This window comes from Histidinibacterium aquaticum (assembly GCF_008710275.1).
GTDB classification, from domain to species: Bacteria; Pseudomonadota; Alphaproteobacteria; order Rhodobacterales; family Rhodobacteraceae; genus Oceanicola; species Oceanicola aquaticus.
Window position 1 is genome coordinate 745,890 of sequence record NZ_VYQE01000002.1, and the last position, 23,149, is coordinate 769,038.

Sequence of the window (23,149 nt, forward strand, 5' to 3'; positions counted from 1 at the left end):
CCGCACCATGACGCCGCTTCGCATTCTCGCCGCCTGCATCGCCCTCTGGACCCCGGCGCTTCCCGCGCTCGCCCAGTCGCAGTTCTCCCCGGTCATCACCGTCAACGGGGACGCGGTGACGGCCTATGAGCTGCAGCAGCGCATCCGGCTGCTGGAGCTCTTCGAGACGCCCGGCGATCTGCCCGAGCTGGCGCGCGAACAGCTGATAGAGGACCGGCTGAAGCTGCAGGAGCTGCGCCGCGCGGGCCTGCGCATCACCGAAGAGGCGCTGGCCGGCGAGCTCGAGAATTTCGCCGCGCGCACCGATCTGCCCTACGAGCAGTTCCTCGGCCTCCTTGCCCAGAACGGCATCGCCGAGGAGACCCTGCGCGACTTCGTCGAGGTCGGCGTGAGCTGGCGCGACTACATCCGTTCCCGCTACCAGAGCCAGGTCAACGTGACCGACCGCGACGTCGACTTCGCGGTCGCCGACCTCGGCGGGACCGGCTCGCAGATCGAGGTCCTGCTCTCCGAGATCATCATCCCGGCCCCGCCGCCGCGTGCGGCCGAGGCAAACGCCATCGCCGCGCGGATCTCGAACTACACCACCACCTCCGCCTTCGAGGCGGCGGCCCGGGAATACTCGGCCCTGCCCTCGCGGGAGCGCGGCGGGCGGCTCGACTGGGTGCCGATCGACAACTACCCCGCCCAGATCCGCCAGATCCTGCTCGACCTGACGCCCGGCGAAGTCACGCAGCCGCTGCCGATCCAGAACGGCGTTGCGCTCTTCCAGCTCCGCGCCGTGCGCGAGGTGCGGGACACCGTGCCGCCCCCGGCCCTGATCGACTACGCGCTGCTCTACCTGCCCGGCGGCGGAACGGAGGCGGGTCTTGCCGAGGCCGCCCGCATTGATGCCCGGGTCGACACCTGCGACGACCTCTACGGGGTCGCCCGCGGCCTGCCCGAGGAGCAACTGGTCCGGGAAGAGCTTCCGCCCGCCCAGATTCCGCGGGACATCGCGCTCGAACTCGCCAAGCTCGACTTCAACGAGGCGAGCTATGCCCTGTCGCGCGGCGACACGCGCCTTTTCCTGATGCTCTGCAGCCGCACGCCCGAGGTCGAGGGCGGTCTCGACCGCGAGGCGGTCGCAAGCTCCCTGCGGTCCCAGCGGCTCTCCAGCTACGCCGACCGCCTCCTGGCCGAGCTTGAGGCCGCGGCTACGATCCGCGGCGCGCAATGACCATCGCCCTCACCTGCGGCGAGCCCGCGGGGATCGGGCCTGAACTCGCACCGCTGGCCTGGGCGATGCTCCGCGACGAGCTGACCTTCCTCTGGATCGGCGATCCGGGGCACCTGCCGCCGGGCACGCTCTGGGAGGAGGCGACGCCGGAAACGGCCCCCGACATCATGCCCCGCGCCCTGCCCGTGCTGCCGCGCGACTTCGTCGTGCCACGCAAGCCCGGCCAGCCGCAGGCCCTCCATGCGCCGCACGTTGTCGAGGCCATCGACGAGGGCGTGCATCTGGTCCGCTCGGGCCGCTGCTCGGCGCTTTGTACGCTGCCGATCCACAAGCAGGCCCTGATCGAGGGGGCGGGTTTCGCCTACCCCGGCCACACGGAGTACCTCGCTTCGCTGGCGGGCGCCGACCGCGCGGTGATGATGCTGGCCTGCCCGGAACTTCGCGTGGTCCCTGCCACCATCCATATCCCGCTGCACGAGGTCCCGGAGGCGCTGACCGCCCGGCTTCTGACGGACACCATCCTGATCACGCACGCAGCGATGATCCGCGACTTCGGCGTGAGCCGCCCCCGCATCGCCGTGGCCGGACTCAACCCGCATGCCGGAGAAGGCGGCAAGATCGGCACCGAGGAAATCGAGCTGATCGCCCCCACGCTCGAGGCGCTGCGCGTCCAGGGGCTCGACATCGCGGGCCCGCTCTCCGCCGACACGATGTTCCACGCCGCCGCCCGCGCCCGGTACGACGTGGCGATCTGCGGCTACCACGACCAGGCGCTCATCCCGATCAAGACCATCGACTTCTCGGGCGGCGTGAACGTCACGCTGGGCCTGCCCTTCATCCGCACCTCCCCCGACCACGGCACCGCCTTCGATATCGCGGGCACCGGTCAGGGCGACCCGACCTCGACCCTCGCCGCGCTGCGCATGGCGCGGGACATGGCGCAGGCCCGGACCGCGGCGTGAGCGGCATCGACGAACTGCCGCCGCTGCGCGAGGTCATCGCCCGTCACGGCCTTTCCGCCCGCAAGGCGCTGGGGCAGAACTTCCTGCTCGACCTCAACCTGACCGCCAAGATCGCGCGACAGGCCGGCGACCTGACGCAGGCCGACGTCCTCGAAATCGGCCCCGGCCCGGGCGGCCTGACCCGCGGGCTCCTCGCCTCGGGCGCCCGCCATGTCGTCGCCGTGGAGAAAGACCCGCGCTGCCTCCCCGCGCTCCAGGAGATCGCCGAGGCCTATCCCGGCCGGCTCACGGTCCTGCAGGGCGACGCGCTGGAGGTGGACGCCTTCGCCCACCTCACGCCCCCGGTGAAGATCGCGGCGAACCTGCCATACAACGTGGGCACGGAGCTGCTGATCCGCTGGCTCACGCCCGAGACTTGGCCTCCCCGCTGGCAGACGCTCACCCTCATGTTCCAGCGAGAGGTGGCGCAGCGCATCGTGGCCCGGCCCGGCGACAAGGCCTATGGACGTCTCGCGATCCTGTCGCAGTGGCGCGCTGACCCACGGATCGTCATGGACCTGCCGCCCGGCGCCTTCACGCCGCCGCCCAAGGTCTCCTCCGCCGTGGTGCACATCGAGGCCCTGCCAGAGCCGCGCTACCCGGCCGACCCGGCGGTGCTGTCGCGCGTCGTCGCCGCGGCCTTCAACCAGCGCCGCAAGATGCTCCGGGCCTCCCTGCGCGGCCTTGCGCCGGATATCGAGGACCGGCTGCGCGAGGCGGGGATCGCCCCGACCGACCGGGCCGAGCAGATCGAGATCGAACGCTTCTGCGCCCTCGCCCGTCTCCTGCAGGCCTCCTGAAACGAAAAGCGGCGCCCGAAGGCGCCGCCGTCAAACCGATTGGCTGCGGATCACTCCGCCGCGGCCTGGGTGTTATCCTGGCCACCATCGCCCTTGTTGTCCTGCCCGCCGTCATCCTTCTTGGACTCGTCGGGCTTCTTGCGGGAGCGCGAGCGGCGCGGCTTCGACGGCTGATCCTCGCCCTTCTGCTCGTTCTTCTGCTCGGGCGTCTCGACCAGCGTGCTGTCGTCCTTGCCGCCGTCGTTCGAGGACGGATCCGCGGCAGCCTCTTCCTGCGCCTTCAGACGCTCGGCCCGCTCGCGGTCCCGCTCCGCCTGGCGCTCGCGGTTCTGCTGTTCCTGCTGCTCGCGCTGCTTGTCGATCTCGCGCTGCGCCTCGGCCAGCATCCGGGTGTAGTGCTCGGCGTGCTGGGCATAGTTCTCGGCATCGACGTGATCGCCCGCCAGCGACGCATCCCGGTACAGCTGGTTGTACTTGTCGATGATCTGCTGAGGCGTGCCACGCACCTTGCCGTCGGGGCCGGAACTGTCGAACACGCGGTTGACGATATTGCCGCCGGACGGCCGGTTGCGGTTCTTGTTCCCGCGCGAGCGTGACTTGGATGATCTCATGAAAGGTCCGTTTCGCCTGTCTCTGGCTGTGATCGTCGCCGCCGCGGTCTCTTGCGGCTCACGTCATCCGTCAGGGTGATGTTTCGGCGACTGCTCGGGGAGGGCCAGCGCGGCCCGCGTCCCGTCTTATCTCTGACTAAACATGCGCTTCGGGCGCTTTCAAGTGCCTTTCAGGGGCGAAACGCGCATTTTCCTGTGCACAGGGCAATTTATGCGGCTCCCGCGACACGTTTCCCGACGACAACCCTGTCGCGGCCGTCGAGGTCCTGCACGATGCGAACTTCGCCGAGCCCCGCCTCCGCCATCATCGCCGCGACCTCAGCCCCCTGCGCCGCACCGATTTCTACCATCGCCCGCCCGCCGGGGGCGAGCCGCGCAGGCAATTCGGGAAGAATCTGGCGGTAAGCCTCGAGCCCGTCATCTCCGCCCACAAGCGCGCCCGGCGGCTCGTGGTCACGCACTTCCGGCTCGAGCCCGGACCAGTCGGCGCGGGTGATATAGGGCGGGTTCGAAACGATAAGGTCGAAGCCGCCGAAGCCCGGCTCCAGTGCCTTCTCAAGTGGCGTGAACCAGGAGCCCTTGAGCAGCACCGCCCGATCCTCGAGCCGCATCGCGTTGCGGTTCCACCAGGCCACCTCGAAGGCCGCGTCGGAAAGCTCGACACCGATGCCCCAGACCTCGTCGCGCCCCATCTCCGCCATTTCCGCGAGCAGGGTCAGCAGGATGCACCCCGAGCCCGTGCCCAGATCGAGCACATGGCCGAAGGGCTCGGCCAGGGCCGCCTCGATCAGCGTCTCGGTCTCCGGCCTCGGGTCGAGGACGTCGGGCGTCACGATGAAACTGCGCCCGTAGAACTGCCGCCGCCCGGTGAGATGGGATACGGGCTCGCGCCTCAGCCGGCGGTCGACCAGCGCCCCGAAGGCCCGCTCGGTCTCCTCCTCGATGGGTTCGGCCAGCATCAGCGTCAGCCGGTCCGGCGGCACCCGCAGGACATGCGCCAGAAGCTTGCGCGCGTCGCGCCCGGGGTCCGGCAGACCGGCCGCGTCGAGGCGCTGCGTGGCGCGCGCCAGGACATCGCGCGCGGGTGTCACCCCTCCATCTCCGCGAGCTGCCGGGCCTGGGTCTCCGAGATCAGCGCATCGATCGTCTCGTCGAGGTCGCCCCCGAGGATCTCGGACAGCTTGTAGAGCGTGAGCCCGATCCGGTGGTCCGTCATCCGCCCCTGCGGGAAGTTGTAGGTCCGGATCCGTTCCGACCGGTCACCCGATCCCACTTGCGCCTTGCGCGCGGCCGAGCGTTCGTCCGAGGCCTTCTGCCGCTCCATGTCGAAGAGCCGCGTCTTGAGCACCTGCAGCGCGATCTCGCGGTTGCGGTGCTGGGACTTTTCCGAGGAGGTCACGACGATCCCCGTGGGAATATGCGTGATGCGCACCGCGGAGTCGGTGGTGTTGACGTGCTGCCCACCCGCACCGCTCGCGCGCATCGTGTCGATCCGCAGGTCGTTGGGCGCGATCTCGATGTCCACGTCCTCGGCCTCTGGCAGCACCGCGACGGTCGCGGCGGAGGTATGGATGCGCCCGCCGGATTCCGTCTCGGGGACGCGCTGGACGCGGTGCACACCGGATTCGTACTTGAGCCGGGCGAAGACCCCCTCCCCGGCCACGCGCACGACGGCCTCCTTCACGCCGCCGATCTCGGTCGCCTGTTCCTCGAGGACCTCGAATTTCCAGCCCTTCCGCTCGGCGTAGCGCGCGTACATGCGCAGCAGGTCTCCGGCGAAGAGGGCCGCCTCCTCGCCGCCCGTGCCGGGCCTTATCTCGATGAGGGCGGGCCGCGCATCGGCGCTGTCCCTCGGCAGGAGGGCGACCCGCAGCGCCTGCTCCGCCTCCGGCAGTTCGTCCTTGACCCGCTCGAGCTCTTCCTCGGCCAGTTCGCGCATCTCGGGGTCCGAGAGCATCGCCTCGGCCTCGGCCCGCTCGGCCTCGAGCGCGCGCCAGGCCTCGATCCGTTCGACCACCGGTTTCAGTTCGGAGTACTCGCGGGCAAGCGCCACCATCTCGGCCCCCGGCGCCCCTTCGGCCATCTTGGCCTCGAGGAACTGGTAACGGGACGTGATCTGGGCGAGCGTATCGGAGGGGATCATCGCGGTGAGGTCTCAGGTTCCCGGACCGCGGTCAATGCTCTCGCGCAACCGAGCGAGCCAGTCCTCGGCCCGGGCCCGGTTCACCCCCATGTCGCCCTGCCCGAAACGCAGCCGGGCGAGGATGGCGATCTCCGTCCCCTCCTGCCCGGCATGCGCCGCGACTGTCGTGTAGTCGGGAAAGCCCATGATGCGCGAACGGGTCTCGTAGGTGATCCTTCCGGACTCCACGCTGCCTGCGAGCCGCTCCGTCCGCGGCGTGGCCAGCGCGATCTCGTCCAGCGCGGCGAGGACCTCCTCGGGGGATGCCTCGAAGACCGGCGGCGCGTCATCGCCGCCCGGCGCGATCTTCCAGCCGCCCTCACCGGGGGACGGCGTGGCGAAAGGGTCGGTATGCCAGCGCTCGGCATCGGTCGGCGCGAGGCGGACCCAGGCCATGAGCCCCGCCACGGCAAGCAGAACGAGCGTGAGAAGAAGCCTGATCATGTCTATCCTTCAGATGGTTGCGACGCGTCGTTCAGGCGATCTCGGCCCGGGACCAGAGGGCGAGGCAGCAGAGCTCCAGCGCGACATGGGCCCCCGCGACCGCCGTGATGCCGCCTGAATCGTAGGGCGGAGAGACCTCCATGACATCCCCGCCCTTCAGATCGATCCCCGCAAGGTCCCGCAGAACGGCGGCCGCCTGCCACGAAGCCAACCCGCCCCAGACCGGCGTCCCGGTCCCGGGCGCGAAGGCCGGATCGAGCGCGTCGATGTCGAAGGTCAGGTAACAGGGTGCGCCGCCCACGACCTCCTTGATTTGCGCAGCCGCCCAATCCGCACTCCGCTCGTGGACCCGCCGCGCGTCGATCTGGTGCACCCCGAGCGTGTCCTCGCAAACCGTCCGGATCCCGATCTGCACCGACCGGGACGGCTCCACGAGACCAAGCTTCACCGCCTTGTACATGAAGGTGCCGTGGTCGATCCGGCCCATGTCGTCGTCCGCCCAGAGGTCGGAATGCGCGTCGAACTGGATCACCGACATCGGTCCGTACTTCGCCGCGAAGGCCTTGAGCAGCGGCAGCGTGACGAAGTGGTCGCCGCCCAGCGTCACGAGCGGCGCCCCGCCCGCGATCAGCCCCGCCGCATGCGCCTCGATCCGACCCGGTGTTTCGGGCACGTTGGCATAGTCGAAGGCCACGTCGCCCGCGTCCACGATCCGGAAATCGAGCGGCTGGAAGCCCCACCCGTGCGGCGGATCATAGGGCAGCAGCGCGGAGGCCTCCCGGATCGCCCGTGGCCCGAAGCGCGTGCCGGGCCGGTTCGTGACCGCCTGGTCGAAGGGCACACCGGTCACGACCAGGTCGGCCCCGGTCACGTCCTTCGTATAACGCCGCCGCAGGAAGGACGTCGCGCCGCCGAAGGTGTTCTCGTGCGCAGCGCCTTCACCCTTGCCGGTGAAGGCCAGATCGACCTGTGTCTTGGCATCTTCCAGCGCCATTCCGGCTCCTCTCACCCGTGCCGCGCCACTCTTTCCCGCCCGGCTCCCGGGCGCAACGCCCCACCCGAAGAACGCCATTGCGCCCGTCCGCCGGGGCGGTAGCCTCCGCCCATGACCGACACCGCCTCCTCCGACGCCCTTGTCCACGACCCCAAGGGCGGCCTCCCCCGTCTCATCGAGATCATGCGGCGCCTGCGCGACCCCGAGACAGGCTGCCCCTGGGACCTCGAGCAGGATTTCTCCACCATCGCGCCCTACACGATCGAGGAAGCCTACGAGGTTGCCGACGCCATCGACCGCGAAGCCTGGGGCGAGTTGCGCGGAGAACTCGGAGATCTCCTCTTTCAATCGGTCTTCCATGCCCAGATGGCCTCCGAGCGCGGGCTCTTCGACATCCATCAGGTCGCCGACACAATGTCGGACAAGATGGTCGCCCGGCATCCTCACGTATTCGGCGAGGAGAGCCGCGAGAAATCCGCCGAACAGCAGACCCGCGACTGGGAAGCCGTGAAGGCCGCCGAACGCGCCGCCCGCGACGAGACCCGAACGCTCGACGGCGTGGCGCTCGGACTGCCGGCCCTGCTGCGCGCGGTGAAGCTCCAGAAGCGCGCCGCGCGGGTGGGCTTCGACTGGCCCGAAACGGACCAGGTGCTCGACAAGGCCGCCGAGGAGATGCGCGAGCTGGTCGAGGCGCGCGACACCCTCGGTCCCGACGAGGTCGAGGAGGAAATGGGCGATCTCCTCTTTGTCATGGCGAACCTCGCGCGGCACCTCGGCGTGGAGCCGGAGGCGGCCCTGCGCCGGGCGAACGCGAAATTCACGCGTCGTTTCAACGCGGTGGAAGACGCTCTTGCCGCGAAAGGCCGCACCCCGCATCAAAGCGACCTCGCCGAAATGGATGCCCTCTGGGATGCCGCCAAGGCAGCCGAAAAGAAGTCCGACTAACTCTATCAAGTATTGACCCGAGCAAAACACTCGGGGATAGAGGCCCCCGACGAAAACCACGTTCGGGAGGATCCCAATGACCCTGCGCACGACCCTGCTCGCCACCGCCGCCTCCGCCGTCGCGATGCCCGCGCTGGCCGAAGTGAACATCTACACCACCCGCCAGCCCGAGCTGATCCAGCCGGTGATGGAGGCCTTCACCGAGGAGACCGGTATCGAGGTCAACCTCGCCTACATCGAGGAAGGCATCGTCGAGCGCCTCCAGGCCGAGAGCGAACGCTCCCCTGCCGACCTGGTGATGACCGTCGACATCGCCAACCTGAAGCAGATCGCCGACGCGGGCGTGCTTCAGCCGGTCGAGAACGAGACGCTCATGGAAGCCGTTCCCGAGAGCCTGCGCTCGGACGAGAACCTCTGGTTCGGCCTGACGACCCGCGCCCGCATCGTCTACGCCTCGAAAGAGCGCGTCGAGGACGGCGAGGTGACCACCTACGAGGATCTCGCCTCCGACACCTGGGAAGGCCGCATCTGCACCCGCTCGGGCACCCACAACTACAACCTCGCCCTGCTCTCCGCCGTGATCGAGCACCACGGCGAGGAATACGCCCGCCAATGGGCGGCCGACGTGAAGGACAACCTCGCCCGCCGTCCGCAGGGCAACGATCGCGCGCAGGTCCGCGCCATCTGGGCCGGTGAATGCGACATCAGCCTCGGGAACACCTACTACATGGGCCTGATGCTCCGGAACGAAGAGCAGCAGGAGTGGGCCGACTCCGTGCGCATCGTCTTCCCCGAGTTCGAGGAGGGCGGCACGCACGTCAACATCTCAGGGGTCGGTCTCACCCAGTCCGCGCCGAACGAGGAAGAGGCGATCCAGCTGATGGAATACCTCGTCTCCCCCGGCGCGCAGGAGATCTATGCCGAGGTCAACAACGAGTACCCGGTACTCGAGAGCGCCGAGCCCTCCGATCTCGTGGCGAGCTGGGGCGAGTTCACGCCGGACGACGTGAACCTGGCCGATCTCGCCGACCACCGCGCCACCGCGCTGCGGATCATGGAAGAGGTCGACTTCGACGGCTGAGGCCACAGGCAACCAGCAAGGGGGTGTCCGGAAACGGGCACCCCTTTTTCGTTTCTGGTGCCGCTAGACCGGCTACTTGCGTTGTTGGAAGCGGCTCCGGCCCGGGTTATCTCGGCTCTCATGCCAGACTGCATCCTCTTCGCCTATCCGCTCGACGGCGACCCGCCGCGCCGCCTGACCGAATCCCACGAGATCGCGCAGGGCCTTGCCGCGCCGGAGCCGGTCTGGATCCACATGGCCTTCGACGATCCCGGCACGGCGCCCTGGATCGAGGAGAACCTCGCCTATCTCCCCGAAGCCGCGCGCGAGGCGCTGCTCGCCGGCGAGACGCGGCCGCGCGCCAACGTGGTAGGCGATGGCGTGCTGGTCATTCTCCGCGGGGTGAACCTCAATCCGGGGGCCGAGCCCGAGGACATGGTCTCGGTCCGGCTCTGGGTCGAGGACGGTCGCATCATCTCGATCTCGCGCCGCCCGCTGGTGAGCATCTCGGAGCTGTCCGACGAGATCGCCGCGGGGCTCGGGCCGCGGCGGGCGGGAGATCTGCTCTGCGCCCTGATCGACCGGATCAACGCGCGGATCGACGACTACCTCACCACGCTCGACGAAGAGGGGACTCGGCTCGAGGCCGAGGTCCTGCGCGAGCCCGACAAGACGCTGCGTGCCCGGGTGACCGATATGCGCGGAGAACTGGTCGACGTTCGCCGGTTCATGCTGCCGCAACGCGAGGCGGTCGGCCGCCTCTCCCGGGGCGGAGCCGCCGTGCTGACCGAGGAGGACACGGGGCGGCTCGGCGAGGATCACGACCGGCTCCAGCGCGCGGTCGAGGAAGCGGAATCACTGCGGGACCGGATGGTCGTCGTCTCCGACGAACTGACCACCGCGCTCTCGGACCGGTTGAACCGCAACCTCTACCTGCTCTCGATGATCTCCGCGATTTTCCTGCCCCTCGGCGTGTTGACCGGTCTCATGGGGATCAACCTCGCCGGGATGCCGGGCGCCGAGTGGCCGCCCGCCTTCTGGGTCTTTACCGGGCTGCTGGTGGTGATCGTGATCCTGCAGGTCGCCGTGCTGCGCGCCTTGAAATGGCTTTGACCGTCGGCGGACGCAGGCCGGGCTCAATCCCGGCCAAATACATTAAATTACAATGACTTAACTAACCGTCCAATTTTGGACGCTATGATGCCTCGGCCTTTTCCTCGAGCTCGAGCCACTCCTCCTCTGCCGCCGAAAGCCGGGCCTGCCGCTCCTCCAGCGCCTCGGTCGCCTTGCGGAACTTGACCGGTTCGCGGCTGAAGAGCTCTGGATCGGCCAGCAGGGCCTCCAGCTTGGAAATCTCCGCGCCGATCCGGTCGATCACCCCGGGCAGCTCCTCCAGCCTGTGCCGCTCGGTGAAGCTCAGGCCGCCCTTCGCCGGTTTGGCGGGCGCGGGCTTCGCCGCCGGTTTCGCCGCGGGCTTGGCCGGCTCCTTCGCAGCCTTGCCTGTCGAGCCGGAGGCCTCCCCGCGCTGAGCCTGCATGTCGGTCCAGCCGCCGGCATAGATCGTCGTCCGCCCGTTCCCCTCCATCGCGACGGAGGTCGTGGCGACTCTGTCCAGGAAGTCCCGGTCGTGGCTCACGAGAAGCACGGTCCCGTCGTAGTCCCCCAGCAGGTCCTGCAGCAGGTCGAGCGTCTCGATGTCGAGATCGTTGGTCGGCTCGTCGAGCACCAGCAGGTTCGATTCCCGCGCCATGATCCGTGCGAGCAGCAGCCGCGCCCGCTCTCCGCCCGAGAGCGACCGGACCGGCGCCCGCGCCTGTGCCTCGTCGAAGAGGAAATCCTTGAGGTAGCCCACGACGTGCCTCGGGGTGCCACGGACCATCACCTGGTCGGCCTGCCCGGAGACGCGCATCTCCGCGTCGCCCGTCAGGTTCTCCCAGAGGGAGGCCTCCGGATCGAGCTTCGCCCGTGCCTGGTCGAAGACCGCGATCTGCAGGTTGGTGCCGTGACGGACAGAACCCGCGTCCGGCTCCACCTCGCCCAGAAGCATCTTGATGAGGGTCGTCTTGCCGACGCCGTTCGGCCCCACGAAGGCGACCCGGTCCCCGCGCTGGACGGTCAGGTCGAAGCCCGAGACGATCGGCTTGCCCTCGTAGGTCTTGGCGAGCCCCTCGGCGACGATGACCTTCTTGCCCGACTTCGGCCCCTCGTCGAGCGCCATGGCCGCCGCGCCCTGGCGCCGGATCATCGCGGCACGCTCGGCGCGGAGGTCCTGGAGCGCGCGAAGCCGGCCCTGGTTGCGCTTGCGCCGTGCGGAGATGCCCTCGACCGCCCAGCGACCCTCGGCCTTGATCCGGCGGTCCATCTTGTGGCGCTGCTGATCCTCTTCGTCCCAGAGCTTGTCGCGCCAGTCCTCGAAGGCCTCGAAACCCCGCTCCTGGCGGCGCACCTGTCCGCGGTCGATCCAGAGCGTCGCGCGAGTCAGGGCCCGGAGAAAGGCGCGGTCGTGCGAGATGACAATGAAGGCTGCGCGAGTCTGGCGTAGCTCTCGCTCAAGCCACTGCACCGCCTCGATATCGAGGTGGTTCGTGGGCTCGTCCAGAAGCATGAGGTCCGGGGCCTCGGCCATGAGCTTGGCGAGTGCGGCCCGCCGCCGCTCGCCGCCGGAGGCATGCTCGACGGGACGCTCCGGGTCGAACTTCAGGCCCTCGGCCACCGCCTCCACGCGCCAGGCCTCGGAGGGGTCGAGCCCGCTGGCGGCATAGTCGCCCAGCGTCGCGCAGCCCTCCATGCCGGGCTCCTGCTCCATGTAGCCGACTGACGTCCCGGGCGAGGTCACGACTTCGCCGGTGTCGGGCTCCACGAGCCCGCCCATGACCCGCATGAGCGTCGACTTGCCCGAGCCGTTGCGGCCGACGAGCGCCACCCGGTCGCCGGGCTGCACCACGAGCGAGAGGTCTGTGAAGACGGGATTTCCCCCGAAAGTGAGGGAGAGATCCGTGAGCTGAAGGAGAGGAGGCGTGGCCATGCGCGCGACTTAGGCAATGGCGCGGGCCGCGGCAAGCCACGCGATCGATGCCGGCCGCCCTACCCCTCCGGCCCGGCGTAGGCCCCGGCCGTATCGGGGAACATCGCCTTGATGATCTTCATGTGGCTGATGTCGACCGTCGCATCCATGTGCAGGAAGATCGCGGCATCCCGGAAGAGCTTCTCGACGCCGTTCTCCAGCATCGCGCCGTGACCGCCGTGCAGCTCCAGCATGTGCTGGGCAACCTTCATGATCTCTTCCGAAGCATAGACCTTGGCCATGTTGCAGAGGATGTCGGCATCAGCGTGCCGCTCGTCGACTGCCCTGGACGCCCGCTCGACGAGCGAGCGAACCGCCTCGATGCGCGTCGCCATGTCGGCGAGCCGGATGGCGACGGCCTGGTGCTTGATGAGGATGCGGCCGCCCTGGACGTGCTGCTGCACGAAGTCGGAGGTCCGCTCGAAACAGGCGACGCCGACCCCGAGGTTCTTTGCCGCCTGGATGATCTTGCCGGCGCGGAAATACTTTCCGGCGCCCCCCATGGCGGCGTCTCTGACCAGCAGGTGTTTCGCCGGAAGGCGGCAGTCCTCGAGAAGCAGTTCCCCGTTGTTCATGAAACGGCAGCCGACGGTCTCGTTGCACTTGGTGATCGTCAGACCGGGCCAGTCGCGCGGAACGATGAAGCTTGAGGTGCCCTGCAGCATTCCCTTCGTGCGGTCGGTGTTGGCGTAGATGACGTAGAGGCTCGCGTCGTAGCCGTTCGAGATGTAATGCTTGCGTCCGTTCAGCACCCACTCGTCGCCGTCCTGCACCGCGGTCGTCTGCATCGCGGCCTCGGGGACATTGTAGGGCAGCCAGCGGTCGGACGCGCCGCGCGGCTCGGTCAGGGCGTGGGCCAGGAGGAACTGCGGGTCTGCGCGCAGGCGGGGGAACCACTCGTTGAGCATCTCTTTCGAGGCCAGCTCACGCAGCAGGATCGCGACTTTCCAGTTCTGCACCAGCTTGTCGGCCAGGCCCGAGTCGCCGCGGGCGACCTCCTCGGCGATCAGCGCGAAGGTGCGCACCTCGGTCTCCTCGTCGAGGTCGAACCCGCCGAACTCCTCGGGCACGCCGAGGGTCCGGACCCCGATCTCTTCGGCGCCCTCGAGAATCGAGGCCGGCAGACGCTCGCCGGGGCTCATGTCCCATTCCTTGCGCCAGTTCTGCCGGATGAAGGGCGTCACGACGTCGTCGACGAAGGCCCTGCAGCTGTCGCGCATGAGACGCTGCTCTTCGGTCAACGACCCGTCGTCTGCGTAGATCATGTGTATCCTCCCAGTGTCGGTCAGCGGGGTCCCTGGTCCGCCGACCCGTTTTCGGTCTCGATCATCGAAAGTGCCGCCGTGAGCAGGCGGTCCAGGTCTTCGAGCTGCTCCTCCCCGAGCGGTTCGAGTACCTCGTGCAGGTGCGAAACGTGGGCCGCGATGGCGGCATCGGCCTTTTCCAGCCCGGCTTCGGTCAGCTGGACAGAAACGGCGCGGCGGTCGTCCGGGTCGGGCGCCCGTTCGACCAGGCCGAGCTTCTCGACCCGGTCGATGCGGTTGGTGACGGCGCCGGAGGTCAGCAACGATTCGCGGATGATGCTGCTGGGCCGCATGCGGTAGGGCGCGCCCTGCCGACGCAGCGTGACGATCAGGCTGAAGGCCTCCCAGCTCAGCCCCTCCTCGTCCAGCCAGGCCTTGGTGCGCTGGGATAGCGCCCCGGAAAGCCTCAGGATCCGGGCGAAGACGCCGATCGGTCCGGCGTCGAAGTCGGGCCGCTCGCGCCGCCATTCGCGCACGATGTGGCTCACTGAATCTTCGGTGGTCGGGTCTGTCACTCGGAACCTCAATCTTGATTATCTTGACATTAAGATAAACGCCCCTCTAACGTCCAGTCAGAGGACATGAAGGGGAGGAGAGATGGACCGCAGCTATGTCAAGGGCGACTGGCAGCAGGGACGCGCATTCTCCCCTGCCGTTGTAACCACGGGCGCCCAGAAAATCATATGGCTGGCCGGCCATGGCGCCCCGCGTGCCGACGATGGTACCCCCCTGAAGGGCGACTTCGAGGCTCAGTGCCGACAATGCTTCCTCAACCTCGAGCGCACGCTCGAACGGGCCGGCGGCACGCTGCGCGATATCGTGACAATGACCGTTTTCGTCACCGACGTCCGCTACACGACGCCAATGACCGAGATCCGGACCGAGATCTTCGGCGACGATTTCCCGGCAAGCGCCGCGATCACGGTGACCGGCTTCGCCGATCCGCTCATGCTGATCGAAATCCAGGGGATTGCCGTGGTCGAGTGAGACCCGTCCCGGCGGCCCCGCCATCGCCCGAGAGGAGTGCGGGCGGCAACAGAGAGGGAATGCTCATGTCGACCCCATACGGACTGGCAGCCGCTGCGCTGCTCGCCGCCGCGGCCCCCGCCGCCGCGCAGGACATCACCACGCTGAAGATCCTGACGCCCGTTCCGCGCACCGCGTCCTGGTACCCGGTGCTGGCCGGCGAGGCTCTCGGCTACTTCGAGGAGGCCGGCATCGAGCTGGAACTCGTGCCGGGCGGTGATCTTCCCGCGACCTCGTTCCTCGACAACGGCACGGTGGACATAGCCAGCCTCGACGCGCCACAGGTCGTGCAGGCCCAGGCGCGCGGCCTGGACATCGACGTGGTCTACGAGGTCATGCACGGCGCCGTCGAAGGCATCTACATCCTGGAGGACAGCGAAGCGCAGAGCGTCGCGGACCTCGAAGGCACGACCGTCGGGATCGTCGGCGAGAGCGACCGCGCCCTGCTCGTCACCGCCCTGGACATCGGCGGCGTGCCGCTCGACTCGGTCGAGATCGTCGTCCTGGGCGAAAGCGCCCCGCTCCTTGCCAACTCCCTCGACGGAGGTCAGGTGGCGGCCATCGTGGGCGGACCCTCGGACCTCGTTTCGCTCCGGTCGCAGGACCTGGCAATCCGCAACATCCTGCCGGACGAGATCGGCGACCTGCCCGCCAACTCCTTCGCCATGGACGCCGAGCGCATCGAGGAGCTGCGCCCCATGATGGAGGGCTTCTTCGAGGCCTGGGCCAAGAGCGTCTATGCCGCCGAGGCCGACCCCGAGGCCGTCGCCGCGATGGCCAAGGAAGCGGTCCCGGCCGACTGGGTTCGCGAGGAGCTCGGCACCCTGCTCCTCGACCTGGGCATGTCGCTGCACGTTCCGGATAACGGGATCTACGGCGAGCTCCGCAGCGACGTCTGGACCAATCTCCAGGAAGACCTGATGGCCGCGGGCGAGATCGAGGAGATGGTCGACAACGAGAGCTTCCTCAACGACGACTTCATCGAAGCCGCCAACAGCTTCGACAAGGAGGAAGTCCAGGCCGACATCGAAGCCTGGCGCGCCGAGCACATGTAGCGCCCCTGCCCGGGCGCGTGCGGGAACGCGGTCTCTCGTCGAGGGGCCGCGTTTTCGCGTTTCAGAGCCATCCCAATGGATTATTCAGACCGGATAAAACCGGCTTTGACAGCCTCCCTTTCCGCGTCTCTGCTGACCGCGAGACCTGCCGCTCCCGCCGGACCGGCACGATCAGTTTCAGGGAGGAACCATGAAGGCAGCGCTGTTCGTCGGCGGCTGGGAAGGACACCGGCCGACCGACTTTTCCGACTGGTGCCGTGACCTGCTTACAGCCGAGGGGGTGGAGGTCGTCGTGCACGACACTCTCGAGCCGCTGGCCAGCCCAGAGGAGATGCGGGACGTGGACGTGATCGTGCCGATCTGGTCCTCGGCGCGCTCGTCTCACCAGCCCGAGTTCGGCAACATGACGAAGGAGCAGGAGGACGGGCTGCTGGAGCTCGTGGGTTCCGGCTGCGGCATCGCCGGGTGGCACGGCCACATGGGCGATGCCTTCCGCGACCACCCGACCTACCACTTCATGATCGGGGGACAGTTCGTGGGGCACCCGCCCGGCTGGCCCGACAACCCAATCCCCTCCGACGACTTCGTCGACTACGACGTGACGATCACCAAGCCGGATCATCCGCTCGTCGAGGGCATCGGCAGCTTCCGCCTCAAGTCCGAGCAGTACTACATGCTGGTCGACCCGTCGAACGAGGTCCTGGCCACCACCACCTTCTCGGGCGAGCACCTCTGGTGGATCGAGGGCACGGTGATTCCCGTCGTCTGGACCCGCCGCTGGGACAAGGGCCGTGTCTTCTACTGTTCGATCGGCCACACGGTCGAGGACCTTCAGGTACCCCAGGTGACCGAGATCATCCGCCGCGGAATCCTCTGGGCCGGGGGCCGCTAGACGTCCGCCAGAACCGCTCTGCACGAGGAAACGAAGGTCTTCGCTGGTCAGTCGACGAAGCGAGCGCCGTGCAAACGTGTGCATAGATTTGCGTCGGCTCGCGAAGCCGTGAAGGACTTTCCTAGGGCGCGGTTGACAGGGCCCGGCGATTTGTTCCAGCCTTCTCTATGCAAACGTTTGCTCGCCGACTGCCGAATTTCGGCGGGGATCGGGCGACCGTTTGAGAGGATGCCGCAGGGAGAGGAGGCCCGGCGGGATCCGGTACCAAGGGGGCCGCAAGTTCGTGCGCCGCCCCCGCCAACGGGAGGAAACGAATGACAACCTACAGATCCAGGATCTCGCTGTCGGTGAGCGCTCTGGCCCTCGCCGCGATGATGCCGGCAGGCCTTGCGGCCCAGGAGCGGCAGACCATCGTCCACGGCGCCGACGAGGAACCGGCGACGCTCGACCCCGCGGCGGTCGAACCGGGCGAAGGCGGCGAATCCATCATCTTTCACGTCTACGAGCGCCTGCTGACGGTCGGGCCCGACTCGCCAGAGCTGATGCCCTCGCTCGCCACCGAGGTGCCGAGCCTCGAAAACGGTCTCATCTCCGAGGACGGACTGACCTACACCTTCCCGCTCCGCGAGGGCGTGACCTTCCACGACGGCACCGAGTTCACCGCGGACGACGTGAAGTATTCCTGGGACCGCGTGATGGAGCTGAACCTGCCCGGCTCCGCGGCCGATATCCTCGCCGACAAGATCGCCGAGACCCGGGTGGTCGACGACTACACCTTCGAGGTAACACTGAACGAGGTCGACGCGAGCTTCCTCTATTCGTCGGTCCTGCCGATGACCGCCTCCATCGTCAGCCAGGACGCCGTCGAGGCCAACGGCGGCATCGAGGCCGCCGACGAGTATCTCTCCGGCGAAATGGTCGGAACGGGCCCCTACACTTTCGGCACCTGGAACCGGACCGAGAACCTCTCGCTCGAGGTGAACGAGGATTACTGGGGCGAGATGGCGAACGACAACGTCCGCCTGGAACTCGGCGTCGATCCGGACGTGCGCGTGCTGGGCCTGCGGGCCGGCGAGTTCGACACCATCGAAACCGACCCGACCTACGTGCCGGACTTCGGCGATGCGGAGGGCGTGAACGTCTACTCCGAGGGTCTTCTGCTGGAGCCGCTGCATATCGGCTTCAACATGAACGTGCCGGAGGGCAACCTGCCCGAGGGCGACACGATCCCGACGGATTTCTTCACCGACGTCCGCATCCGCCAGGCCTTCAACCACGCGTTCAACTACTCGGCGTTCCTGAACGGCGCCCTCGGCGGCTTCGGCGAGGTGAACCCGCACTACGTGCCCATCGGCGTCTTCGGCTATGACCCCGAGGCCCCCGTCTACAACGAGCAGAACCTCGAGGAGGCCGAACGTCTCTTCAAGGAGGCCGGCGTCTGGGACGAGGGCTTCACGGTGACCGTGGTGGTCGAGAGCGGCTCGCTCTTCGAGATCCAGTGCCTGATCCTGAAGGACAGCATCGAGGCGATGAATCCCGACATGCGGATCAACGTGCTGGGCGTGGCCGAGGCGGTCTTCGACGAGGCGCTCGCGACCTCGCCGGTGAACTACGCCATGTGGGCCAAGAACGGCGACCCGGCGGCCGATCCCATCGACTACCTGCTGACCTACGCCCACCCCGACGGGGAATGGGGCGAGGCGCACGGCTTCCGCCAGGGCTACGAGAACCCCGACGAGATCGCCTCGATGATCGAGGAAGCCGCGGTGGAACTCGACCGCGAGCGGCGCGCCGAAATCATCGGCGAGCTGCAGCGCGTTCTCTACGAGGACCCGATGTGGATCATCGGCGCCCAGGAAGGCGCGGTGACGGCCTATCGCGACCGCATCGACGGCATGGTGATCCAGCCGCTCTGGCCGCGTCCGTCGATCAACTTCGCGATCCTCGACAAGACGTCCGAGTGACGTCTCCGGGGGACGGCTGCCTCCCCGGCCGTCCCCCGCCCTGACCTGCCCCCCGCACGCACGCCCGACCGCTTCCGGAGGAGCCATGCAGCTTCGCGATTACATCATTCGACGACTTATCATCCTGCCGTTCCTCGTGTTCGGCGTTTCGGTCGTCGTCTTCACCCTGACGCGGATCGGTGGCTCGCCCATCGGCGTCTATCTCAGCCACGAGATGTCGGCCGCGGAGGTGCAGCAGCTCGAAGAGCGCTTTCACCTGAACGAGCCACTCTACGTCCAGTACTTCTACTGGGCACGCGGCGCCCTGCAGGGGGACTTCGGCTATTCCGGCGTGGCCTCGGCCCCGGTCAGCCAGGTCTTCTGGCCCAAGCTGGCGGCCACTCTCGAGCTTTCGGTGGTCTCCGCCGCGGTGGCCGTTATGCTGGGGCTCTGGCTCGGCGTCTTCGCGGGTGTCCGCCGCAACAGGTGGCAGGACCACGTGACCCGCGTCGTCGCAGTATCGGGGGCCTCGCTTCCCCTCTTTTGGTTCGGGATCGTCTTGCTCATCATCTTTTGGGCCAACCTCGGCTGGTTCCCGGTCGGGCGCAGCGACGCCGACATCTGGGCCTCCATGCCCCACCCGACCGGCCTCTACATGCTCGACTCGATACTGGCAGGCAGCTGGCGAGGGTTCGTGGATGCCGTCTGGCACCTGATCCTGCCGGCGATCACGCTGGGCTTCGGTGCGGTCGCGATCATCACCCGGATGATGCGCTCGGCGCTCGTGGAGGAGCTCCAGCAGGAATACGTCGACGCCGCGCGGGCCAAGGGCCTGCCGGAGCGCCTCGTGCTGAACCGCCATGCCCGCCGCAACGCCCTGGTGCCAACGGTCACGGTGATCGGCCTGACCATCGCCTTCCTGATGCAGGGCGCCATCGCGGCCGAGATCATCTTCCGCTGGCCCGGCCTCGGGCGCTGGATGGCCTCCGCCGTCGTCCGCGGCGACCAGGCGACGATCATGACCTACGTGCTCTTCACCTCGGTCCTGTTCCTCTTCGCCAACCTCGTCGTCGACATCATCTACGCCAAGCTCGACCCGCGCGTCCGGCTGGGAGACTGACCAAATGACCCAGATCGACACCCCCGCCAAACCGCTCGACCCGCTGCGGCACGACACGGCCTTCACGGTCCGCCTGCGCCGCTACCGCGAGATCTCGGGCACCATCCTGTCGAACCCCACCACCGTGATCGGGCTGTTCTTCATCATCGCGCTGCTCTGCATGGCGATCTTCGCCCCGCTGCTCGCGCCGCCGAACGTGCCCGATCCCTACCAGATGCCCCGAGACTGGGGCGCCGTGCGGAGCCCGCCGGGCACGCCCGGCCACCCGCTTGGCACGACCAACCAGGGCGGCGACGTCCTCTACGGCGTGATCTGGGGCAGCCGGACCTCGCTGCAGCTCTCGCTGATCGTGGTCTCGGTGACGGTGGTCATCGGCGTCTGCATCGGCAGCCTCGCCGGTCTCGTCGGCGGCTGGCTGGACGAGGCGCTGATGCGCGTGGTCGACATCTTCCTGTCGATCCCCGAGCTGATCTTCGCCCTCGCCGTGGCAGCCATCCTCGGCCCGAGCTTCACCAACATCATCCTGTCGCTCTGTATCGTCTTCTGGGTGAAATACGCCCGGATCATGCGGGCGCAGATCATCCTGATCCGGCAGGCCGACTACGTGCAGGCCGCCCGGGTGATCGGGGATACGCGGTTCAACATCTTCCGCCGCGACATCCTGCCCAACGCGATCACGCCGATCGCGGTGCAGGCGACGCTCGACATGGGCAACATCGTCCTGGTGGGCGCGACGCTCTCCTTCATCGGTCTCAGCGAAAGCGGGATCGCCGAGTGGGGCGTGCTCGTCTCCGAAGGCCAGGCCGGCATCGCCTCGGGCCGCTGGTGGGCCTCCACCTTCCCGGGCCTGATGATCTTCATCTGGGCCCTTGCCTTCAACCTCGTGGGCGACGGCCTGCGCGACGCCCTCGATCCGAAGACGGAGGACAAGCGATGAACGCCATGAACACGGTGACCCCCGCCCCCCGGATCGCGGAGGTGAAGGGGCTCAAGGTCCACTTCCAGTCCAAGCAGGGTCGCGTCCACGCGGTCGACGGCGTCGACTTCGACATCCGCGACGGCGAGATGCTGGGCCTCGTGGGCGAGACGGGATGCGGCAAGTCGGTCACCGGCCGCTGCTTCCTGGACCTCGTCCCGCAGCCGCCCGCCGATATCGCGGGAGGCCGGGTGCTCTTCCGGCCCAGGGGCGGCAAGGCCTGCCCCGACTGCTCCGGCAAGGGCTGCGAGACCTGCGGCGGGACGGGGGCCGAGACACTCGACCTGCTGAACATCCCCGCCAAGAAGATGCGCCAGATCCGCGGCGAGAAGATCGCGATGATCTTCCAGGACCCGGGCAAGGCGCTGAACCCGACGCTGACCATTGGGGCGCAGCTCTCCGAAGTCTTCCTGCAGCACAAGAGCCACGAACTGCTGGAGGCCGCTGGCGTGGGTGAAGGCGACCGCGGCTGGGTCGCGGGGTCTCTCCGGCGGCAGGCCAACCAGCGGGAGGGCAGCTTCGATCGCTGGGCCCGGCGCTTTCCGCCCCTCAAGGGGCCGTCGCGGCGCCTGCAGAAGGCCCTCGACGAGAAGGTGGCCGCGGCACTGGCGGAGACGCAGATCCCCAACCCGCGCCGGGTGATGACCAGCTATCCGCACGAGCTTTCGGGCGGGATGCGGCAGCGGGTGATGATCGCCCAGTCGCTCGCCTGCGACCCGGACCTGATCATCGCGGATGAGCCCACGACCGCGCTCGACGTGACGATCCAGGCGCGGATCCTCGATCTCATCAAGATGCTGCAGGCCAAGCGCCGGACGAGCGTGCTCTACATCAGCCACGACCTCTCGCTGGTGCGGAAGGTCTGCGACCGCGTCGCGGTGATGTACGCCGGGCGGATCGCCGAGGTCGGCACGGTCTCGCAGGTCTTCACCGATCCGCGGCACCCCTACACGCAGGGCCTGCTCAACGCAGTGCCGCGCGCCGGAACCCGCCGGGGCCACCTGGCCTCCATTCCCGGCACGGTGCCCGAACTCGTGGACCCGCCACCGGCCTGCCGCTTCGTCGACCGCTGCCCCAAGGCCATGGCCCAGTGCCGCGGCGCCGACCCGCAGCTTCTGCCCGTGACCGAGGGCCATGACGTGGCCTGCTTCCTCGAGCACCCGCGCGAGGACACGGCCCCCGAGACGCCCCGACTGGAGACGGCATGATGACCATGCAGAACCCCATGACCGAGATCGCCACGTCGAAGAAGGCGGGCGACACCCTGCTAAGCGTGCGCAACCTCAAGAAGCACTTTCCGATCAAGGACGGCGTGCTGCAGAGCACCGTCGGCCACGTCAAGGCGGTGGACGACGTGAGCTTCGACATCCGCCGGGGCGAGACCGTGGGTCTCGTCGGCGAGTCCGGCTGCGGCAAGACCACCCTCTCGCAATGTGTCGCCGGGCTCATGGAGCCGACGAGCGGCGAGGTCCTGTTCGACACGGGGCGCGGAGGAACGCTGGGCCCCGAGGACCGGATCGACCGGATGTCGGGCAAGCAGAAGGCGAAGTACCGGCGCAACGTGCAGATGGTCTTCCAGGACAACTTCGCCTCGCTCAACCCGCGCAACCTGGTCGTCGATATCGTCGGTCGTCCCCTGCGGGTGCACGGCGAGGCCTCTGGCGGGCTCCTGACGGAGCGTGTCGTCGAGCTGCTGGAGCAGGTGGGCCTCGGCCGCCAGCACCTATACCGCTACCCGCACCAGTTCTCGGGCGGTCAGCGGCAGCGTATCTCCATCGCCCGGGCCCTGGCGCTCGACCCGGACCTGATCGTCCTGGACGAGCCCACGAGTGCGCTCGACGTGTCGGTGCAGGCGCAGATCCTGAACCTGCTGGGCGACCTGCAGCAGCAGCGGCACCTGGCCTATCTCTTCGTGACCCACGACCTCTCGGTCGTGCGGCACATGGCCGACCGGACGGTGACCATGTACCTCGGGCGAGTGGTCGAACACGGGCCGACCGAGACGATCTTCCGCGACGCGCAGCATCCCTACACCAAGGCGCTGCTGGCGGCGAAGCCGGACCTCGACGACGACCCCGACGCGCCCATCGCGACGCTGGAGGGCACGATCCCCGACCCGGCACGGCCACCCAAGGCCTGCCGCTTCCACACCCGCTGCCCGGTGGCGACGCCGGACTGCGGCTGGGAGGTGGACGACATCGTGCGCCTGCTCGAAAGCGACGACACGCTCTTCGAGCGGCTCTCCGGCGTCAGCCGGAAGAGCGAGCTCGAGGCCGAACTCGCCTTCGAGACCGAGGAGGCCGCCTGCAAGCTCTGGGAGGTTCTGCGGTCCGACCGGGTGCCGGAAGCCATGCGCGAGGCAACCGAGATCCTCGACGTGAAGGGCTCCAAGCTGAACGTGCGCTTCCGCGACAGCGACGAGATCGGATTGCGTGCCCTGGGTTCGGGCCACGAGGCGGCTTGTGTCCACGCGGGACGCCTGAGCTGAACCGAAACGGCTCCAGCCCCCGTTG

22 protein-coding genes are annotated in these 23,149 nt (G+C 68.2%); 14 read left to right on the forward strand and 8 right to left on the reverse strand.

From position 1 onward, the window contains the following. Positions 1 to 7 precede the first annotated feature (7 nt). The 3 genes from F3S47_RS09030 to rsmA are packed head-to-tail and all read left to right on the forward strand — an operon-like array spanning position 8 to position 3,020. Positions 8 to 1,219 (forward strand): peptidylprolyl isomerase, encoded by a 1,212-nt coding sequence (locus F3S47_RS09030; protein WP_150444908.1) that lies wholly within the window; start codon positions 8 to 10, stop codon positions 1,217 to 1,219. Next, positions 1,216 to 2,181, forward strand: a complete 966-nt coding sequence (gene pdxA / locus F3S47_RS09035; protein ID WP_150444909.1) for a 4-hydroxythreonine-4-phosphate dehydrogenase PdxA — start codon at positions 1,216 to 1,218, stop codon at positions 2,179 to 2,181. Before F3S47_RS09030 ends, pdxA begins: the two co-directional genes overlap by 4 nt. Then, positions 2,178 to 3,020: a 16S rRNA (adenine(1518)-N(6)/adenine(1519)-N(6))-dimethyltransferase RsmA gene (gene rsmA, locus F3S47_RS09040; RefSeq protein WP_150444910.1), complete on the forward strand. Its 843-nt coding sequence runs from the start codon at positions 2,178 to 2,180 to the stop codon at positions 3,018 to 3,020. The genes pdxA and rsmA overlap by 4 nt, the downstream gene beginning before the upstream one ends. A gap of 50 nt (positions 3,021 to 3,070) precedes the next feature. Here rsmA and F3S47_RS09045 read toward each other — a convergent pair whose 3' ends face one another. The 5 genes from F3S47_RS09045 to speB all read right to left on the reverse strand — a co-directional run bounded on the left by F3S47_RS09045 (position 3,071) and on the right by speB (position 7,251). Then, a complete protein-coding gene (locus F3S47_RS09045; RefSeq protein WP_150444911.1) occupies positions 3,071 to 3,631 on the reverse strand; it encodes a DUF4167 domain-containing protein in 561 nt (186 codons plus the stop codon). 209 nt (positions 3,632 to 3,840) lie between these two features. Further along, on the reverse strand, positions 3,841 to 4,722 hold the full coding sequence (prmC, locus tag F3S47_RS09050; protein WP_150444912.1) for a peptide chain release factor N(5)-glutamine methyltransferase: 882 nt from the start codon (positions 4,720 to 4,722) through the stop codon (positions 3,841 to 3,843). After that, positions 4,719 to 5,774 (reverse strand): peptide chain release factor 1, encoded by a 1,056-nt coding sequence (gene prfA / locus F3S47_RS09055; RefSeq protein WP_150444913.1) that lies wholly within the window; start codon positions 5,772 to 5,774, stop codon positions 4,719 to 4,721. The genes prmC and prfA overlap by 4 nt, the downstream gene beginning before the upstream one ends. A gap of 12 nt (positions 5,775 to 5,786) precedes the next feature. Beyond that, positions 5,787 to 6,257, reverse strand: coding sequence for a DUF1499 domain-containing protein (locus F3S47_RS09060; protein WP_150444914.1), 471 nt, complete (start codon positions 6,255 to 6,257; stop codon positions 5,787 to 5,789). A gap of 31 nt (positions 6,258 to 6,288) precedes the next feature. Then, positions 6,289 to 7,251 (reverse strand): agmatinase, encoded by a 963-nt coding sequence (gene speB / locus F3S47_RS09065; protein ID WP_150444915.1) that lies wholly within the window; start codon positions 7,249 to 7,251, stop codon positions 6,289 to 6,291. A 111-nt stretch (positions 7,252 to 7,362) separates the two neighbouring features. Here speB and mazG point away from each other — a divergent pair, with 111 nt between their 5' ends. From mazG to F3S47_RS09080, 3 genes are all read left to right on the forward strand, one after another. Further along, positions 7,363 to 8,196: a nucleoside triphosphate pyrophosphohydrolase gene (gene mazG / locus F3S47_RS09070; RefSeq protein WP_150444916.1), complete on the forward strand. Its 834-nt coding sequence runs from the start codon at positions 7,363 to 7,365 to the stop codon at positions 8,194 to 8,196. A 76-nt stretch (positions 8,197 to 8,272) separates the two neighbouring features. Further along, positions 8,273 to 9,277 (forward strand): extracellular solute-binding protein, encoded by a 1,005-nt coding sequence (locus F3S47_RS09075; RefSeq protein ID WP_150444917.1) that lies wholly within the window; start codon positions 8,273 to 8,275, stop codon positions 9,275 to 9,277. A 120-nt stretch (positions 9,278 to 9,397) separates the two neighbouring features. Then, positions 9,398 to 10,369: a zinc transporter ZntB gene (locus tag F3S47_RS09080; RefSeq protein ID WP_150444918.1), complete on the forward strand. Its 972-nt coding sequence runs from the start codon at positions 9,398 to 9,400 to the stop codon at positions 10,367 to 10,369. 82 nt (positions 10,370 to 10,451) lie between these two features. On the opposite strand, the gene F3S47_RS09085 is transcribed toward F3S47_RS09080, so the two are convergent. The 3 genes from F3S47_RS09085 to F3S47_RS09095 are packed head-to-tail and all read right to left on the reverse strand — an operon-like array spanning position 10,452 to position 14,139. Further along, positions 10,452 to 12,281, reverse strand: a complete 1,830-nt coding sequence (locus F3S47_RS09085) for an ABC-F family ATP-binding cassette domain-containing protein (RefSeq protein ID WP_150444919.1) — start codon at positions 12,279 to 12,281, stop codon at positions 10,452 to 10,454. A gap of 59 nt (positions 12,282 to 12,340) precedes the next feature. Then, the gene (locus F3S47_RS09090; RefSeq protein WP_150444920.1) at positions 12,341 to 13,585 is read right to left on the reverse strand and encodes an acyl-CoA dehydrogenase family protein; all 1,245 of its coding nucleotides are present in this window, start codon (positions 13,583 to 13,585) and stop codon (positions 12,341 to 12,343) included. 20 nt (positions 13,586 to 13,605) lie between these two features. Continuing rightward, on the reverse strand, positions 13,606 to 14,139 hold the full coding sequence (locus F3S47_RS09095; protein WP_191090121.1) for a MarR family winged helix-turn-helix transcriptional regulator: 534 nt from the start codon (positions 14,137 to 14,139) through the stop codon (positions 13,606 to 13,608). An 82-nt stretch (positions 14,140 to 14,221) separates the two neighbouring features. On the opposite strand from F3S47_RS09095, the gene F3S47_RS09100 reads away from it, so the two are divergent. From F3S47_RS09100 to F3S47_RS09135, 8 genes are all read left to right on the forward strand, one after another. Then, positions 14,222 to 14,611: a RidA family protein gene (locus tag F3S47_RS09100; RefSeq protein WP_150444922.1), complete on the forward strand. Its 390-nt coding sequence runs from the start codon at positions 14,222 to 14,224 to the stop codon at positions 14,609 to 14,611. 65 nt (positions 14,612 to 14,676) lie between these two features. Next, complete coding sequence (locus F3S47_RS09105; RefSeq protein WP_191090122.1) at positions 14,677 to 15,705, forward strand: ABC transporter substrate-binding protein; 1,029 nt, start codon at positions 14,677 to 14,679, stop codon at positions 15,703 to 15,705. 190 nt (positions 15,706 to 15,895) lie between these two features. Continuing rightward, positions 15,896 to 16,597 carry a ThuA domain-containing protein gene (locus F3S47_RS09110; RefSeq protein ID WP_150444924.1) on the forward strand — a complete coding sequence of 234 codons (702 nt, stop codon included), beginning with the start codon at positions 15,896 to 15,898 and terminating at the stop codon, positions 16,595 to 16,597. Positions 16,598 to 16,911: 314 nt separating this feature from the next. After that, complete coding sequence (locus F3S47_RS09115) at positions 16,912 to 18,561, forward strand: ABC transporter substrate-binding protein (protein ID WP_150444925.1); 1,650 nt, start codon at positions 16,912 to 16,914, stop codon at positions 18,559 to 18,561. Between the two features lie 85 nt (positions 18,562 to 18,646). Next, positions 18,647 to 19,660, forward strand: coding sequence for an ABC transporter permease (locus tag F3S47_RS09120; RefSeq protein WP_150444926.1), 1,014 nt, complete (start codon positions 18,647 to 18,649; stop codon positions 19,658 to 19,660). Between the two features lie 4 nt (positions 19,661 to 19,664). Then, on the forward strand, positions 19,665 to 20,597 hold the full coding sequence (locus tag F3S47_RS09125) for an ABC transporter permease (protein WP_150444927.1): 933 nt from the start codon (positions 19,665 to 19,667) through the stop codon (positions 20,595 to 20,597). Further along, positions 20,594 to 21,844 (forward strand): ABC transporter ATP-binding protein, encoded by a 1,251-nt coding sequence (locus F3S47_RS19645; RefSeq protein ID WP_150444928.1) that lies wholly within the window; start codon positions 20,594 to 20,596, stop codon positions 21,842 to 21,844. Before F3S47_RS09125 ends, F3S47_RS19645 begins: the two co-directional genes overlap by 4 nt. Beyond that, complete coding sequence (locus F3S47_RS09135) at positions 21,844 to 23,124, forward strand: ABC transporter ATP-binding protein (RefSeq protein WP_191090123.1); 1,281 nt, start codon at positions 21,844 to 21,846, stop codon at positions 23,122 to 23,124. Before F3S47_RS19645 ends, F3S47_RS09135 begins: the two co-directional genes overlap by 1 nt. The last annotated feature ends 25 nt before the right edge of the window (positions 23,125 to 23,149 follow it).

Coding starts and splice junctions, on each gene's coding strand:
- F3S47_RS09030 (WP_150444908.1), top strand. CDS start 8: ATGACGCCGCTTCGCATTCTCGCCGCCTGCATCGCCCTCTGGACCCCG.
- pdxA (WP_150444909.1), top strand. CDS start 1,216: ATGACCATCGCCCTCACCTGCGGCGAGCCCGCGGGGATCGGGCCTGAA.
- F3S47_RS09045 (WP_150444911.1), bottom strand. CDS start 3,631: ATGAGATCATCCAAGTCACGCTCGCGCGGGAACAAGAACCGCAACCGG.
- prfA (WP_150444913.1), bottom strand. CDS start 5,774: ATGATCCCCTCCGATACGCTCGCCCAGATCACGTCCCGTTACCAGTTC.
- F3S47_RS09060 (WP_150444914.1), bottom strand. CDS start 6,257: ATGATCAGGCTTCTTCTCACGCTCGTTCTGCTTGCCGTGGCGGGGCTC.
- speB (WP_150444915.1), bottom strand. CDS start 7,251: ATGGCGCTGGAAGATGCCAAGACACAGGTCGATCTGGCCTTCACCGGC.
- mazG (WP_150444916.1), top strand. CDS start 7,363: ATGACCGACACCGCCTCCTCCGACGCCCTTGTCCACGACCCCAAGGGC.
- F3S47_RS09075 (WP_150444917.1), top strand. CDS start 8,273: ATGACCCTGCGCACGACCCTGCTCGCCACCGCCGCCTCCGCCGTCGCG.
- F3S47_RS09080 (WP_150444918.1), top strand. CDS start 9,398: ATGCCAGACTGCATCCTCTTCGCCTATCCGCTCGACGGCGACCCGCCG.
- F3S47_RS09085 (WP_150444919.1), bottom strand. CDS start 12,281: ATGGCCACGCCTCCTCTCCTTCAGCTCACGGATCTCTCCCTCACTTTC.
- F3S47_RS09090 (WP_150444920.1), bottom strand. CDS start 13,585: ATGATCTACGCAGACGACGGGTCGTTGACCGAAGAGCAGCGTCTCATG.
- F3S47_RS09100 (WP_150444922.1), top strand. CDS start 14,222: ATGGACCGCAGCTATGTCAAGGGCGACTGGCAGCAGGGACGCGCATTC.
- F3S47_RS09105 (WP_191090122.1), top strand. CDS start 14,677: ATGTCGACCCCATACGGACTGGCAGCCGCTGCGCTGCTCGCCGCCGCG.
- F3S47_RS09110 (WP_150444924.1), top strand. CDS start 15,896: ATGAAGGCAGCGCTGTTCGTCGGCGGCTGGGAAGGACACCGGCCGACC.
- F3S47_RS09115 (WP_150444925.1), top strand. CDS start 16,912: ATGACAACCTACAGATCCAGGATCTCGCTGTCGGTGAGCGCTCTGGCC.
- F3S47_RS09120 (WP_150444926.1), top strand. CDS start 18,647: ATGCAGCTTCGCGATTACATCATTCGACGACTTATCATCCTGCCGTTC.
- F3S47_RS09125 (WP_150444927.1), top strand. CDS start 19,665: ATGACCCAGATCGACACCCCCGCCAAACCGCTCGACCCGCTGCGGCAC.
- F3S47_RS19645 (WP_150444928.1), top strand. CDS start 20,594: ATGAACGCCATGAACACGGTGACCCCCGCCCCCCGGATCGCGGAGGTG.
- F3S47_RS09135 (WP_191090123.1), top strand. CDS start 21,844: ATGACCATGCAGAACCCCATGACCGAGATCGCCACGTCGAAGAAGGCG.